Raw genomic sequence first — 14,314 nt, 5'->3', positions numbered from 1 at the left:
TATGAATTTAAACGATATTAAAGACTTGATGGCCCAATTTGACCAGTCAAGTTTGAGAGAGTTTTCTTATAAGAATGGGACGGATGAGTTGCAGTTTAGCAAGAATGAAGCGAGAATGGTGTCTGAAGTTGCAGCTCAAGTCGCTCCAGCGCCCGTTCTAGCAACACCGAGTTCAGTAGCTCCTACATCTGCTCCAGCAGAGACTGTAGCAGAAGAAGTTCCAGCTCTAGCTGAAACAAGTGTGACTGCTGAGGGAGATGTTGTGGAGAGTCCACTTGTTGGGGTGGCTTACTTGGCTGCTGGTCCTGATAAACCTGCATTCGTTACAGTTGGTGATAGTGTCAAAAAAGGTCAAACATTGGTGATTATCGAAGCCATGAAAGTCATGAATGAAATTCCAGCACCTAAGGATGGTGTGGTAACGGAAATTCTCGTTTCTAACGAAGAAATGGTTGAGTTTGGTAAAGGATTGGTACGTATCAAATGATCGATATTCAAGGAATCAAAGAAGCTCTTCCCCACCGTTATCCTATGCTCCTAGTAGACCGTGTGTTGGAAGTGAGCGAGGATACCATTGTTGCTATCAAAAATGTGACCATCAATGAGCCCTTCTTTAACGGCCATTTTCCTCAATATCCAGTTATGCCAGGTGTTCTGATTATGGAAGCCTTGGCGCAAACAGCTGGTGTCTTGGAGTTATCAAAACCTGAAAATAAAGGAAAACTGGTCTTTTACGCTGGTATGGATAAGGTCAAGTTTAAGAAGCAAGTTGTGCCTGGAGACCAATTGCTTATGACAGCGACTTTTGTCAAACGTCGTGGCACCATTGCTGTGGTTGAAGCAAAAGCAGAAGTGGATGGCAAGCTTGCGGCCAGTGGTACTCTTACCTTTGCAATAGGGAACTAAGGAGGTTCTCCATGTTTCGAAAAATTTTAATTGCCAATCGTGGTGAAATTGCGGTTCGAATTATCCGTGCGGCGCGTGAATTGGGGATCGCAACGGTGGCGGTTTATTCAACTGCTGATAAGGAAGCCCTGCATACGCTTTTAGCAGATGAAGCAGTTTGTATCGGTCCTGGTAAGCCTACAGAGTCTTATCTCAATATTAATGCGGTTCTATCAGCTGCAGTCTTGACTGAGGCAGAAGCCATTCACCCAGGTTTCGGATTTCTCAGTGAAAATTCCAAATTTGCGACCATGTGTGAAGAAGTTGGTATCAAGTTTATCGGTCCATCTGGTCATGTCATGGATATGATGGGAGATAAAATCAATGCGCGTGCTCAGATGATTAAAGCAGGCGTGCCTGTCATTCCAGGTTCAGATGGAGAAGTGCATAACTCTGAGGAAGCTTTGATTGTTGCTGAAAAAATTGGCTACCCTGTTATGCTCAAGGCTTCAGCAGGTGGAGGTGGTAAAGGGATTCGTAAGGTTGAAAAACCAGAAGACCTCGTTTCCGCCTTTGATACTGCTTCAAGTGAAGCCAAGGCCAATTATGGCAATGGTGCCATGTACATAGAACGGGTTATCTATCCAGCTCGTCACATCGAGGTTCAAATCCTAGGAGATGAGCATGGACATGTGATTCACTTGGGGGAACGGGATTGTTCTCTTCAACGGAATAACCAAAAGGTTTTGGAAGAAAGTCCTTCGATTGCAATCGGAAAAACGCTGCGCCATGAAATTGGTGCTGCGGCTGTTCGAGCGGCAGAGTCTGTTGGTTATGAAAATGCAGGGACCATTGAGTTTCTTCTTGATGAAGCCAGTGGTAAATTCTATTTCATGGAAATGAATACACGTGTTCAGGTAGAGCATCCAGTAACAGAATTTGTTTCAGGTGTGGATATCGTTAAGGAACAAATTCGCATTGCGGCAGGTCAGCCTTTGTCTGTTAAGCAAGAAGATATTGTTCTGCGTGGTCATGCCATCGAGTGTCGGATCAATGCAGAAAACCCAGCCTTCAACTTTGCTCCAAGTCCAGGTAAGATTACCAATCTCTATCTGCCAAGTGGAGGAGTAGGCTTGCGCGTGGATTCAGCAGTTTATCCAGGTTATACCATTCCGCCTTATTATGATAGTATGATTGCTAAAATCATCGTTCACGGTGAAAATCGTTTTGATGCCTTGATGAAAATGCAACGAGCCCTCTATGAACTAGAGATAGAGGGGGTGCAGACCAATGCAGATTTCCAGCTTGACCTCATTTCAGATCGTAATGTCATTGCTGGAGATTATGATACTTCCTTCTTGATGGAAACCTTCTTACCTAAATATCAAGAAAAAGAATAAAATGACTTCAAGAGTTTAAACCGAAAAGGGGAATCAATGGCTCTATTTAGTAAAAAAGATAAGTATATTCGAATCAATCCCAATCGTTCGGTTAGGGAAAAACCTCAAGCTAAGCCAGAGGTTCCAGATGAATTATTCTCCCAGTGTCCAGGCTGTAAGCATACCATTTATCAGAAGGATCTGGGAAGTGAGCGTATCTGTCCACATTGTAACTACACCTTTCGTATTTCTGCCCAAGAACGCTTGGCTTTGACGATTGATATGGGGACTTTCAAGGAATTATTTACGGGGATTGAAAGCAAGGATCCCTTGCATTTCCCTGGTTATCAAAAGAAACTAGCAACTATGCGTGAAAAAACAGGTCTGGATGAAGCTGTTGTGACAGGAACAGCTCTTATTAAAGGTCAGACTGTGGCTCTTGGGATTATGGATTCTAACTTTATCATGGCTTCTATGGGTACGGTTGTAGGTGAAAAAATCACTCGATTATTTGAATATGCGACTGTTGAAAAATTGCCAGTTGTTCTTTTCACAGCATCTGGTGGAGCCCGTATGCAGGAAGGAATCATGAGTCTCATGCAGATGGCCAAGATCTCTGCAGCGGTTAAACGCCATTCAAATGCTGGTCTCTTTTATCTGACCATTTTGACAGATCCAACGACAGGTGGTGTGACAGCTTCTTTCGCTATGGAGGGCGATATCATTCTGGCTGAACCACAGAGCTTGGTTGGTTTTGCTGGGCGTCGTGTGATTGAAAATACGGTTCGTGAAAACTTGCCTGAGGATTTTCAAAAGGCAGAATTCCTACTGGAACATGGCTTTGTAGATGCTATTGTCAAAAGAAGAGATTTGCCAGATACGATTGCTAGCCTAGTCAGATTGCATGGAGGGTGTCCTAGATGAATATTGCAAAAATAGTCAGAGAAGCGCGTGAGCAGAGTCGCTTGACAACCTTGGACTTTGCAACAGGCATTTTTGATGAATTTATCCAATTACACGGTGACCGTTCTTTTCGTGATGATGGTGCAGTTGTCGGTGGTATTGGCTGGCTTGGAGATCAAGCTGTCACAGTGGTTGGTATCCAAAAAGGCAAGAGCTTGCAAGATAACCTCAAACGAAATTTTGGCCAACCACATCCAGAAGGCTACCGTAAGGCCCTACGTTTGATGAAACAGGCTGAAAAATTTGGCCGTCCAGTTGTGACCTTTATCAATACTGCAGGTGCCTATCCTGGTGTTGGAGCGGAAGAACGCGGTCAAGGGGAAGCTATCGCTCGCAATCTTATGGAAATGAGTGATCTGAAAGTTCCGATTATCGCCATCATTATCGGTGAAGGTGGTTCAGGTGGGGCTTTGGCTCTAGCAGTTGCAGACCGTGTCTGGATGCTGGAAAATTCTATCTATGCCATTCTCAGCCCAGAAGGCTTTGCTTCCATTCTATGGAAGGACGGAACTCGTGCCATGGAAGCGGCAGAGCTGATGAAAATCACTTCTCATGAACTGCTAGAAATGGACGTGGTGGACAAGGTGATTTCTGAAGCAGGACTTTCTAGCAAAGAATTAATTAAGAATGTCAAAAAAGAACTCCAAGTTGAGCTAGCTAGACTTTCGCAAAAACCGTTAGAAGCGTTGTTGGAAGAACGCTATCAACGATTTAGAAAATACTAATACCTCAGAATACGCAAAAACTAGAACTGGCAGTCAGTTCTAGTTTTTATGTGGTTCTTACTCTGTATCAAGGACGAAGTAAAAGGTGCTTGGAAGACCAAACACCTTTTCGATTATTCATTTTCTTCAGTTACAAATTGACTAAGCAGTCCATTGATAAAACGGGCTGATTTTTGATCTGAAAAATTCTTAGCAAGTTCAATAGCTTCATTGACTGCTACCAGCTGAGGTGTATCAAATGATGTGATTTCAAAGATTCCTAAGCGTAGTAAGTTTTTTTCGACTAAGGTCAAGCGTTCAACTGTCCAGCCTGACTTGAGGTGCTGGTTGATTTGTTTATCCAACTCGTCTTTTTGAGTTTGAACGCCAGAAACCAAGTTCAGAAGAAAGGCAGGGATTTGCACATCTGCATCTTCACGGTCATGCGTGTAGGCAAAGTGACAAGCTGTTTCCATATCTGTGCCGAATTCAAGGCTCATAAGAGCTTGAAAAGCGCATTTACGAAGTTCACGTCTAGATTCTAATAATGGACTAGTCATTGAGGAAGTCCTCGTTAAATAGATCTTTCAACTCAGGTTTTGGTGTTTTATCTGGAACGATTCCTGCAACATGGATGTTAACAGCAGCAAGTTCCACATCAGCCATATCTCGGACAGCATCTTTGACTGCTTTTTGAATAGCAAGAGCCACTTTTGGTACTTTCACACCGTACTCAAGGTAGAGATAAATGTCAGCAGTTAGTTCTTCGTTGCTTTCTTTTAAGTAGACGCCACGACCAAGAGAGAGTTTTGATAGGGTATCAGATACGGATTTATTTGAAAATGAGTGGACACCATCAACTTTAGCAGTTGCGATGGCAATGATTTTTTCAAGTACACGTGGAGCGATAACGATTTCGCCAAATTGTTCTTCAATTCCCATAGAATGACCTCTTTCTAGAGATTAGGCACGAGAAACGTAAGTTCCTTCTGCAGTGTTGATGATCAATTTTTGTCCAGCTTCGATGAAGTCTGGAACGTTGACAACAAGTCCAGTTTCCATAGTTGCTGGTTTACCAGAACCTGTAACAGTAGCACCTTTGATAGATGGTTGTGTTTCAGCGACTGTCAATTCAACAGTAGTTGGTACAGTTACACCGATTACTTCAGTTCCGTAGAATTGGATTTTCACATCAGAGTTTTCAAGGATGTAAAGCAATTCATTTTCAACGTTTACGACTGGGATTTCGTATTGGTCGTAAGTTTCAGTGTTCATGAAGTAGGCAGTTTCATCCATTTTGTACAAGTATTGAGCTGGCACAGTTTCGATAATAGCTTGTTCGAATTTTTCTTCTGGGCGGTAGCTTGTGTCAAATGTAGAACCAGTACGGACATCACGCAATTTCATACGCATGATCGTGTTTCCTTTACCTGGTTTGTGGTGGCTAGCTTCCAAAACGCGGATCAATTTTCCGTCTGCAGTTTCAAATGTCATACCAGCTTTCAATTTGCTTGCTTCAATCATGTTTTTACCTCTTTAATAAATATTATTACTCTTCATTTTACCATAAAATCTTCTGGAAATAAAGCCAAAATAGTTAATGGGATTTGGTAGGAGTGAAAAAAACCAACCTCAGGGCTGGTTTCTTTTACGTGTTAATCTTCTTTCAACTTCGCCAATTCCTGGGCAAGCAGCTTAAGGGCGACTTGTGGGTTGGCTTGGCCTTTGGTTGCTTTCATAAGGAATCCCGTAAAGGCCTTATCTGCGTTGCGTTTGCCTGACTTGAAGTCGGCAACAGCAGCTTCGTTATCGGCGAAGACTTGGTGGATGATTGGAATCAGGATATCTGGATCTGAGATTTGAACCATGCCTGCTTTTTCCACGTATTCACGCGCGCCACCGCCATTTTTAGCTAGGTGGACAAAGACTTTCTTGGCAATCTTAGAAGAGATAGTGCCGTCTTCGATGATGGCAATCATTTCAACCAAGTTTTCTGGTGTCAATTCGATTTGTTCCAGTGTCTTGCCTTCTGCGTTCAAGAACTGAGCGACTTCCCCTTGGAGCCAGTTAGAAACTTGTTTGGCATCGCCACCGAGGGCAACAGCTTTTTCAAAGAAATCAGAAGTGACTTTGTTTGCAGTCAATTGGCTAGCATCGTAGTCTGACAAGCCAAGGTCAGATACGTAACGTGCACGGCGTTCTTTTGGAAACTCTGGCAACTCTGTACGCATTTCCTCAATCCACTCGTCTGAGATTTCAAAGAGAGGTAAGTCTGGTTCTGGGAAGTAGCGGTAGTCAGCAGCGCCTTCCTTGACACGCATGAGGATGGTTGCTTTGTTAGCCTCATCGTAACGACGTGTTTCTTGGCGGATTTGACCACCTGAGCGAAGGATTTCAGCTTGACGTTGAACTTCGTATTCAAGACCTTTGCGAACGTTTGAGAAGGAGTTGAGGTTCTTCAACTCAGTTTTGGTACCGAATTTTTCTTGACCATAAGGGCGAAGGGAGATATTGGCATCCACACGCATAGAACCTTCTTCCATCTTAACGTCAGAAATGCCAGCGTACTGGATGACCTCCTTGAGGGCAGTTAGGTAAGCGTAGGCTTCTTCTGGTGAACGCATGTCTGCTTCAGATACAATCTCAATCAATGGCACCCCTTGGCGGTTGAGGTCAACGTAAGAGTAGCCGTCTGTACCGTGGGTATTTTTACCAGCATCTTCTTCTAGGTGGGCACGTTCGATACCGATTTTCTTGGTCGTACCGTCTTCTAGCTCGACTTCAATCCAGCCGTTGTAGCCGATTGGCTCATCAAACTGAGAAATTTGGTAGGCTTTGGGATTATCAGGGTAGAAGTAGTTTTTGCGGTCAAAGTGCATCTTTTTGTGGATGTCCATATTGAGGGCAAGAGCAGCCTTGATACCGGCATCGACAACACCTTTGTTGAGAACCGGAAGTACTCCTGGGAAAGACCAGTCAATCACGTTGGTGTTGGCATTTTGGTCATTTCCAAAGTGGGCAGAAGTAGGTGAGAAGATTTTTGAATTGGTGTTGAGCTCTACGTGGACTTCAAGTCCGATGACTGTTTCAAAGTTCATTAGTTGTCACCTCCAAAAATCACGGGTTGTTGTTTGTGGTAGTCTGTTGTCGCCTCAAAAGCAGCAGCAGCTTGGTAAATGGTTTCCTCAGAGTACTTAGGACCAATCAATTGGAGACCGACAGGTAGACCTTGAGAGAAACCAGCAGGAATCGAGATTCCTGGTAGACCAGCTAAGTTGACTGGGATGGTCAAGAGGTCAGCCAAGTACATGGCAACTGGGTCGTGGTTGAGTGAATCCAAGTCATAGGCAACACTTGGAGCAGTTGGACCCAAAATTAAGTCGTAATCCGCAAAGACTTTTTCGAAATCTTGGATGATGAGGGTACGGACCTGACCAGCTTTCTTATAGTAGGCGTCATAGTAACCTGATGAAAGGCTGAAAGTACCCAGCATGATACGACGTTTCACTTCTTCACCAAAACCTTGGCTACGGCTGTTTACATAGATTTCATCAAGATTAGTCGCATCTTCTGCACGGTAGCCGTAACGGATACCGTCAAAACGTTGCAAGTTTGATGAAGCTTCAGATGAAGCGATGATGTAGTAAACGGCAACTCCGTATTTAGAGTGAGGAAGGCTGACTTCTTCAACGATGGCACCAAGTTTTTCAAAGTGTTTAGCGGCATTCAGGATAGTTTCCTTAACCTCTGGGTCAATCCCTTCACCGAGGTATTCCTTAGGCAAAGCAATTTTCATGCCCTTGATGTCTTGGCCGATTTTTGAAGTAAAGTCGGCAATGCGGACAGGAGCAGAAGTAGAGTCTTTGGCATCTTCGCTGGCAATAGCGTTGAGCAAGAGAGCATTTTCCTTAACAGTCGGAGCGAAAGGCCCGATTTGGTCTAATGAGCTACCAAAGGCAATGAGACCGAAACGTGAAACTGTTCCGTAGGTTGGTTTGAGACCAACGATTCCGTTGAAGGCAGCAGGTTGGCGGATAGAACCACCAGTATCAGAACCAAGTGACAAGCGAACTTGGCCTGAAGCTACAGCTGCGGCAGAACCACTTGAAGAACCACCAGGAACCTTTGTCTGCTCCCAAGCATTTTTAGTGGCACCATAGTGTGAAGTTTCACCTGAACCACCCATGGCAAATTCGTCCATGTTAGTTTTCCCGACGACAATCATGCCTTTCGCTTTTGCATTGGCAACGGCTGTCGCATCAAAGATTGGCTCGTAGTTGTAGAGTATTTTTGAGGCAGCAGTTGTGAGAATACCGTCTGTAGAGATGTTGTCTTTAACAGCAAGTGGAATTCCTGAAAGGACATTATCAGCGTCAATTCCAGTTTCATCAATAGCTTTAGCTTGAGCAAGAGCTTGCTCTTCAGCGATGGTAACAAAGGCATTGATAGCTGTTTCGCGAGACTTGATGTCTTCAAGCGTTGCTTGTGTCAATTCAGTTGCTGAAATTTCCTTAGAGACAAGGAGATTATGCAAGTCTTCAATGGTTTTATTGTTGAAAGTCATTAGGCATCTCCTCCATCGTCTAGGATAGCTGGTACCTTGATATAGTAGTTGTCTTTTTCAGGTACGTTTTTAAACAAGCGATCGCGGTCTGTTCCTTCTTCGGCCACATCAGGGCGGAGTACGGTCTTACGGTCAGCCATAGTTGTAGTAGGTGCGACACCAGTTGTGTCAACTTCGCCCAGCAATTCAACCATGTCAACAATCTTAGACAAGGTAGTCGCAAAGGCAGCAGTTTCTTCTTCAGAGAATCTTAATTTTGAAAGATTGGCAACGTGTGTTACCTCTTCTTGCGTAATTTTCATCTTGCATCCTTTCGTGAAATGATGATTATTTATCTGTTCTATTTTACCATATTTTCCTATAAATAAGGGAGGGTGAAGTGAAAAGAAATAGAAATTGAAAAAAATGCTAAAATCCGATATAATGGAGTGTTGAAAGGAATGGTAGAATCCAATGTAGAAATCATTCTTAGCTATTGAAACAAGAAAAATAGAGAATCAAAGAAAGAGAACTTATGAATATTCAAGAAGAAATTAAGAAACGTCGTACCTTTGCTATCATCTCCCACCCGGACGCGGGGAAAACAACCATAACGGAGCAGTTGCTCTACTTTGGGGGCGAGATTCGTGAGGCTGGTACTGTAAAAGGGAAGAAAACAGGGACTTTTGCCAAGTCTGACTGGATGGATATCGAGAAGCAACGCGGGATTTCGGTGACTTCATCTGTTATGCAGTTTGACTACGATGGTAAGCGCGTCAATATCCTCGACACACCAGGGCACGAGGACTTCTCAGAAGATACCTATCGTACCTTGATGGCGGTGGATGCTGCGGTCATGGTCGTTGACTCTGCCAAGGGTATCGAGGCCCAAACCAAGAAATTGTTTGAGGTTGTGAAACACCGTGGTATTCCGGTCTTTACTTTTATGAACAAGCTGGACCGTGACGGTCGTGAGCCACTAGACCTCTTGCAAGAATTGGAAGAAGTCTTGGGTATTGCTAGCTATCCGATGAACTGGCCGATCGGAATGGGGAAAGCCTTTGAAGGCTTGTATGATCTCTATAACCAACGCTTGGAGCTCTATAAAGGGGATGAGCGTTTTGCCAGTTTAGAAGATGGGGACAAGCTTTTTGGTAGCAATCCTTTCTACGAACAAGTCAAGGATGATATTGAACTTTTAAATGAAGCTGGTAATGAGTTTTCAGAGGAAGCTATCCTTGCTGGAGAATTGACACCTGTCTTCTTCGGTTCAGCCCTTACTAACTTTGGTGTGCAGACCTTCCTTGAAACCTTCCTCAAGTTTGCTCCAGAACCACATGGACACAAAAAAACAGATGGTGAAATTGTGGATCCTCATGACAAGGATTTCTCAGGATTTGTCTTTAAAATCCAAGCCAATATGGACCCTCGTCACCGTGACCGTATTGCTTTTGTCCGTATCGTATCGGGTGAATTTGAGCGTGGCATGAGTGTCAACCTGCCTCGTACTGGTAAGGGCGCTAAATTGTCGAATGTCACTCAGTTTATGGCTGAAAGTCGTGAGAATGTGACCAATGCTGTGGCGGGTGATATCATCGGTGTTTACGATACAGGTACATATCAGGTTGGGGATACCTTAACAGTTGGAAAAAACAAGTTTGAATTTGAACCACTGCCAACCTTTACTCCTGAAATTTTCATGAAAGTTTCTGCTAAGAATGTCATGAAGCAAAAATCCTTCCACAAGGGAATCGAGCAATTGGTGCAAGAAGGTGCTATTCAGCTTTACAAGAATTACCAAACAGGCGAGTACATGCTGGGAGCTGTTGGTCAACTTCAGTTTGAAGTCTTTAAGCACCGTATGGAAGGCGAGTACAATGCGGAAGTGGTCATGAGCCCAATGGGTAAAAAGACCGTTCGTTGGATTAAGCCTGAGGACTTGGATGAACGGATGTCCTCAAGCCGAAATATCTTGGCCAAAGACCGTTTCGACCAACCAGTTTTCCTCTTTGAAAATGACTTTGCTCTCCGTTGGTTTGCGGATAAGTATCCAGACGTAGAGTTGGAAGAGAAGATGTGACTCAGCACCAACAATTGGAACTAAAGTTCCTAATTGTTGGACGCTAGTCGCTATTTGGCGAACTAGCTAACTGCCTTACTAACTACGTTTGGCAAATGAAATCGATTTGCCAAACTCCGTGTCGTAGTTCAGTAAATGTATTTGATTGTGTATCTATATAAGTAAAGAATGCTAAGTTTTTATTGTATATAGTGTATGTAGCTAAACGCTTCATTAGTAGAAGTCCATAAATTCAGTTTGTGGGCTTTTTGGTTTCAATGGATAGAGTTTTTGATTGGATTTCGGGATGATGATAATATGAGTATGTAAAAATAGCTGCCCCTCATTTTAGTTTCTTTAGTTGGAACTTTATAGAATACAAGGTACAAATGTTTTTGTGCCTTTTTGATTTTTGAATCGTCTACTGTTTTTTTAATGCACTGTTTTGTGCATATTAAAATCTAACCCCATCTCAAATTTCTGTGAGAAATAGAAAAATAGACGCTAAAAATATAATTTTTTGGTAATTTTAAACGAATAAGACTCTAAGAAGATACAATTTTATAAATGTGTATTTTTTATAGTTCTTTCTATATATTTAATATTATAACTATATTAAATTATACTTGTAACCCCCCGTGCCAATGGAATTGGTAAAGAAAAAATGTAATAATAACTTCAAAATTCAAAGTCAAATTAATTGATTTTTTTTAATATTTTTTTTATACTTGATTAGATAATGTTAAATTGGGTACTTTGTATCTTTTAACAAAAATAAGGAGTAAAACATGTTTTTTAGACGTCAAAAAGGTGAGTATAGAGAAACCGACCGTGTGACACGGTACAAGTTGATCAAATCAGGAAAACATTGGTTGCGTGCTTCAACCTCTCTTTTTGGTTTGTTCAAGGTCTTACGTGGTGGTGTAGATACGACTCAAGTCATGACAGAAGTAGTAGAGGATAAAGTGAATCCTTCTATTACAGGTCTGGATATTATCAAGGGGCTTGCCGCCACAGGGGCAGTTTTAGGTGGTAGTGTTGCTACTCAAACAAAAGTATTTGCAAATGAAACAGTAGCCGTGGAAAAAACACTGGAAAATCCAGACCTTTTGGTTACAAATGATACAGCAGTTTTGGGTACGACATCTCTAAGTAATTCGGAGAATTCTGCTAGCTTGTCTACTTCTGCGAGTGAAAGCACTTCGATTTCAGAATCAGCTTCTACTAGCACCTCAGCTAGTACTTCAGCCAGCACCTCAGCAAGTGCTTCCACTAGTACGTCAGTTAGCACCTCAGCTAGCACATCATCTTCAGTCAGCGCTAGTGCTTCAGATTCTGCTAGTACGTCAACTAGTTTGAGTCAATCTGCTAGCCAAACAAGTAGCGTGTCAACATCTGTAGGAGCTTCTTCAGAAAAAACTGTATCTGAAATTCAAGATGAGAAGAAAGTATCGACTCAAAATGAATCAAAGATTGATAAGATTGATTCATCAATTTTGAAGCCTACTGCTATTGAGTCAAACGCTGTTAAAACAAATTCAGATACAACAAGTTTAGTGGGAGCGACAGCTGCAACGTTGTCATCTGTAGAAACTTCTGTAAAGAAAAATGAAGAAAATCGTAAGAAGTTGACAAAACTTTCAGCTGAGATGGGTGAGTATCTAGCTAAGGCTATTGGCTTACCAAATACTGATTCAGCCATCACTAAGGTAAACGCTGCGGTAACTGAAATTGAAAAAGCCTTGGCTGATCCAACTAGTGATTTGACAGCAGTGGTGCAAAAGGCAACCTCTGCACGTGATGCTATTGCTGAGAGTGTTGCTCAGACTAGTTTTGAACAAGGCTCGACAAATACTCACAATAGTTTAAAAGATGGAGAAGAAAAGGCTCAAGAGTCGTCCTTTGCTTCTAAAGTACTATTAGATCAGAATTTATCTGAAGCAGAAATTTTAGGGAATATTGCTAATAATTATGCTTCAAAAGTTAAAGATTTAAGTCATAAGGCTACTCTAGATGCAGCTATCTCTAAATTACAATTTGAAATATCAAAAAGTAGTGATTTATTAACTGCAAAAGCAACATCAGAACAATTTGTTAACCAACGTGAGAAGCTAGGTTCTTCCGTAGATGAATTAATGTCAGCTTTGCGTACAGCTGGGTTTTATGGAAATACCATTGTTAATGGAGAGACAGCAATAAGTGCTAATTTAGCTGTTGCTAAAGGTGAAACAAAAGTTTACACGGGTACAGGTAGAGATTCTAATTATAATATACCGATTTATTATAAATTGAAAGTGACTAATGATGGAACAAGGATGACTTTTACCTATACTGTCACCTATGATAACCCTGCAACATCTAATGTTGAGATTCCCACGAAATTAAGAGATAACCATGCTATTTATAATACGGGGACATCAACACAAACAATGTTTACCCTAGGTAGCGGATTTGGTAAACCTTCAAACGTAACAAACTATATAACTGATTCAAATGGAAATACAGTTGCTTCTCCAAGGCCAAATACAACTCCAGTAGTTGAAAGAGGGAACGGATATACTTGGAGTAATGGTTACCAGATGAATGGTTTCCAGGCTAAAAAGGGATATGGACTAACATCTACATGGACCGTCCCAATTAAATCAGGTGGGGATACATCCTTTACGTTTACTCCCTACGCTGGAAAGACAGATACTCTTGGTACTAATTATTTCGCTAGTCAAGTAATAGAGGAACATAGTAGTAAGGACAAAGCTCCTACTATTCAATTGCCAAAGAGGGTTGAGTATTATAACGATGATAGTGTTAATATCGAGATGATTTATAGAGACGATATTGCCTTGAAGAATGCTTCATATAACACTCAAAATCCAGAGATCACTGGATTGCAAGCCAAACATTATCCTACTAAAGGATTTGTAAACATTGGCAAAGATAATAAACCTCTTCCTGGATATCCCTATAAAGAGTGGAAAACGAATATTGAAGGAACAATTGGTAGAGTTAATGGACAATGGAAACCAATGACACCAGGGGAATATCCAATTACATTTAGTGCAAGCGATACAAGAGATCAGTGGACTAATGTTACCATGGAGGTGGTCATTAAAGGTTTTAATGAACGAAACAATCCTGTGAGTGGTGATACTGTTAATGTTAACAATCCAACTTCATTGACGGAAAATGAACGAAATCAAGTTCTTCAGAAGTTTAAAGACAAAAATAAAGAAATTTTATCAGGTAGTGATTTTACAAAAGATGGTGTTACGGGAACTATTTCAGTAGCCCAAAACGGGGACATTACTATCACTTATCGTGATAATACTACAACGGTTATTCCAGCTAAAGTGTCTGACAGTGATTATAAGAGTAGAAGTACTTCTACAAGCTTAAGTCAAAGTTCTTCAATAAGTACCTCAACGAGCGCATCTAAGTCGGCGTCAACAAGTGCAAGCCAAAGTGCTTCGACGAGTGCATCTAAGTCAGCGTCAACAAGTGCAAGCCAAAGTGCTTCAACGAGTGCATCTAAGTCAGCGTCAACAAGTGCAAGTCAAAGTGCTTCAACGAGTGCATCTAAGTCGGCATCAACAAGTGCAAGCCAAAGTGCTTCAACGAGCGCATCTAAGTCAGCGTCAACAAGTGCAAGCCAAAGTGCTTCAACGAGCGCATCTAAGTCAGCGTCAACAAGTGCAAGCCAAAGTGCCTCAACGAGCGCATCTAAGTCAGCGTCAACAAGTGCAAGCCAAAGTGCTTCAACGAGCGCATCTAAGTCAGCGTCAAC

13 protein-coding genes are annotated in these 14,314 nt (G+C 42.1%); 7 read left to right on the top strand and 6 right to left on the bottom strand.

Going from position 1 to position 14,314, the window contains the following annotated elements; translation table 11 throughout:
- Position 1: 1 nt before the first annotated feature.
- The 5 genes from accB to N8O80_RS07275 are packed head-to-tail and all read left to right on the top strand — an operon-like array spanning position 2 to position 3,952.
- Positions 2 to 487, top strand: a complete 486-nt coding sequence (gene accB / locus N8O80_RS07295) for an acetyl-CoA carboxylase biotin carboxyl carrier protein (RefSeq protein ID WP_261027522.1) — start codon at positions 2 to 4, stop codon at positions 485 to 487.
- The gene (gene fabZ / locus N8O80_RS07290; RefSeq protein ID WP_000565509.1) at positions 484 to 906 is read left to right on the top strand and encodes a 3-hydroxyacyl-ACP dehydratase FabZ; all 423 of its coding nucleotides are present in this window, start codon (positions 484 to 486) and stop codon (positions 904 to 906) included. The genes accB and fabZ overlap by 4 nt, the downstream gene beginning before the upstream one ends.
- A gap of 11 nt (positions 907 to 917) precedes the next feature.
- The gene (accC, locus tag N8O80_RS07285) at positions 918 to 2,285 is read left to right on the top strand and encodes an acetyl-CoA carboxylase biotin carboxylase subunit (RefSeq protein WP_061589556.1); all 1,368 of its coding nucleotides are present in this window, start codon (positions 918 to 920) and stop codon (positions 2,283 to 2,285) included.
- A 36-nt stretch (positions 2,286 to 2,321) separates the two neighbouring features.
- Complete coding sequence (gene accD, locus N8O80_RS07280; RefSeq protein WP_061589555.1) at positions 2,322 to 3,188, top strand: acetyl-CoA carboxylase, carboxyltransferase subunit beta; 867 nt, start codon at positions 2,322 to 2,324, stop codon at positions 3,186 to 3,188.
- Positions 3,185 to 3,952 carry an acetyl-CoA carboxylase carboxyl transferase subunit alpha gene (locus N8O80_RS07275; RefSeq protein ID WP_261027518.1) on the top strand — a complete coding sequence of 256 codons (768 nt, stop codon included), beginning with the start codon at positions 3,185 to 3,187 and terminating at the stop codon, positions 3,950 to 3,952. Before accD ends, N8O80_RS07275 begins: the two co-directional genes overlap by 4 nt.
- A gap of 113 nt (positions 3,953 to 4,065) precedes the next feature.
- On the opposite strand, the gene nusB is transcribed toward N8O80_RS07275, so the two are convergent.
- The 6 genes from nusB to gatC form a co-directional block, all read right to left on the bottom strand.
- Positions 4,066 to 4,491 carry a transcription antitermination factor NusB gene (nusB, locus tag N8O80_RS07270; protein WP_261027517.1) on the bottom strand — a complete coding sequence of 142 codons (426 nt, stop codon included), beginning with the start codon at positions 4,489 to 4,491 and terminating at the stop codon, positions 4,066 to 4,068.
- Positions 4,484 to 4,873: an Asp23/Gls24 family envelope stress response protein gene (locus tag N8O80_RS07265; RefSeq protein WP_000510575.1), complete on the bottom strand. Its 390-nt coding sequence runs from the start codon at positions 4,871 to 4,873 to the stop codon at positions 4,484 to 4,486. Before N8O80_RS07265 ends, nusB begins: the two co-directional genes overlap by 8 nt.
- A 21-nt stretch (positions 4,874 to 4,894) precedes the next feature.
- A complete protein-coding gene (efp, locus tag N8O80_RS07260; RefSeq protein ID WP_000568643.1) occupies positions 4,895 to 5,455 on the bottom strand; it encodes an elongation factor P in 561 nt (186 codons plus the stop codon).
- 131 nt (positions 5,456 to 5,586) lie between these two features.
- Positions 5,587 to 7,029 carry an Asp-tRNA(Asn)/Glu-tRNA(Gln) amidotransferase subunit GatB gene (gene gatB, locus N8O80_RS07255; RefSeq protein WP_020901594.1) on the bottom strand — a complete coding sequence of 481 codons (1,443 nt, stop codon included), beginning with the start codon at positions 7,027 to 7,029 and terminating at the stop codon, positions 5,587 to 5,589.
- A complete protein-coding gene (gatA, locus tag N8O80_RS07250; RefSeq protein WP_261027513.1) occupies positions 7,029 to 8,495 on the bottom strand; it encodes an Asp-tRNA(Asn)/Glu-tRNA(Gln) amidotransferase subunit GatA in 1,467 nt (488 codons plus the stop codon). Before gatA ends, gatB begins: the two co-directional genes overlap by 1 nt.
- Entirely contained in the window at positions 8,495 to 8,797 is a 303-nt protein-coding gene (gatC, locus tag N8O80_RS07245) for an Asp-tRNA(Asn)/Glu-tRNA(Gln) amidotransferase subunit GatC (protein ID WP_000705419.1), read from the bottom strand. The genes gatA and gatC overlap by 1 nt, the downstream gene beginning before the upstream one ends.
- Before the next feature lie 212 nt (positions 8,798 to 9,009).
- On the opposite strand from gatC, the gene N8O80_RS07240 reads away from it, so the two are divergent.
- Both N8O80_RS07240 and N8O80_RS07235 read left to right on the top strand, forming a co-directional pair.
- On the top strand, positions 9,010 to 10,554 hold the full coding sequence (locus N8O80_RS07240) for a peptide chain release factor 3 (protein ID WP_001025436.1): 1,545 nt from the start codon (positions 9,010 to 9,012) through the stop codon (positions 10,552 to 10,554).
- A gap of 767 nt (positions 10,555 to 11,321) precedes the next feature.
- The coding region (locus N8O80_RS07235) for an accessory Sec-dependent serine-rich glycoprotein adhesin (RefSeq protein WP_261027511.1) at positions 11,322 to 14,314 on the top strand (2,993 nt) is incomplete at its 3' end.

This window comes from Streptococcus mitis, from assembly GCF_946190155.1.
In the GTDB taxonomy this organism is placed as follows: domain Bacteria; phylum Bacillota; class Bacilli; order Lactobacillales; family Streptococcaceae; genus Streptococcus; species Streptococcus mitis_CL.
This window is presented reverse-complemented; position numbering and strand designations above follow the sequence as displayed.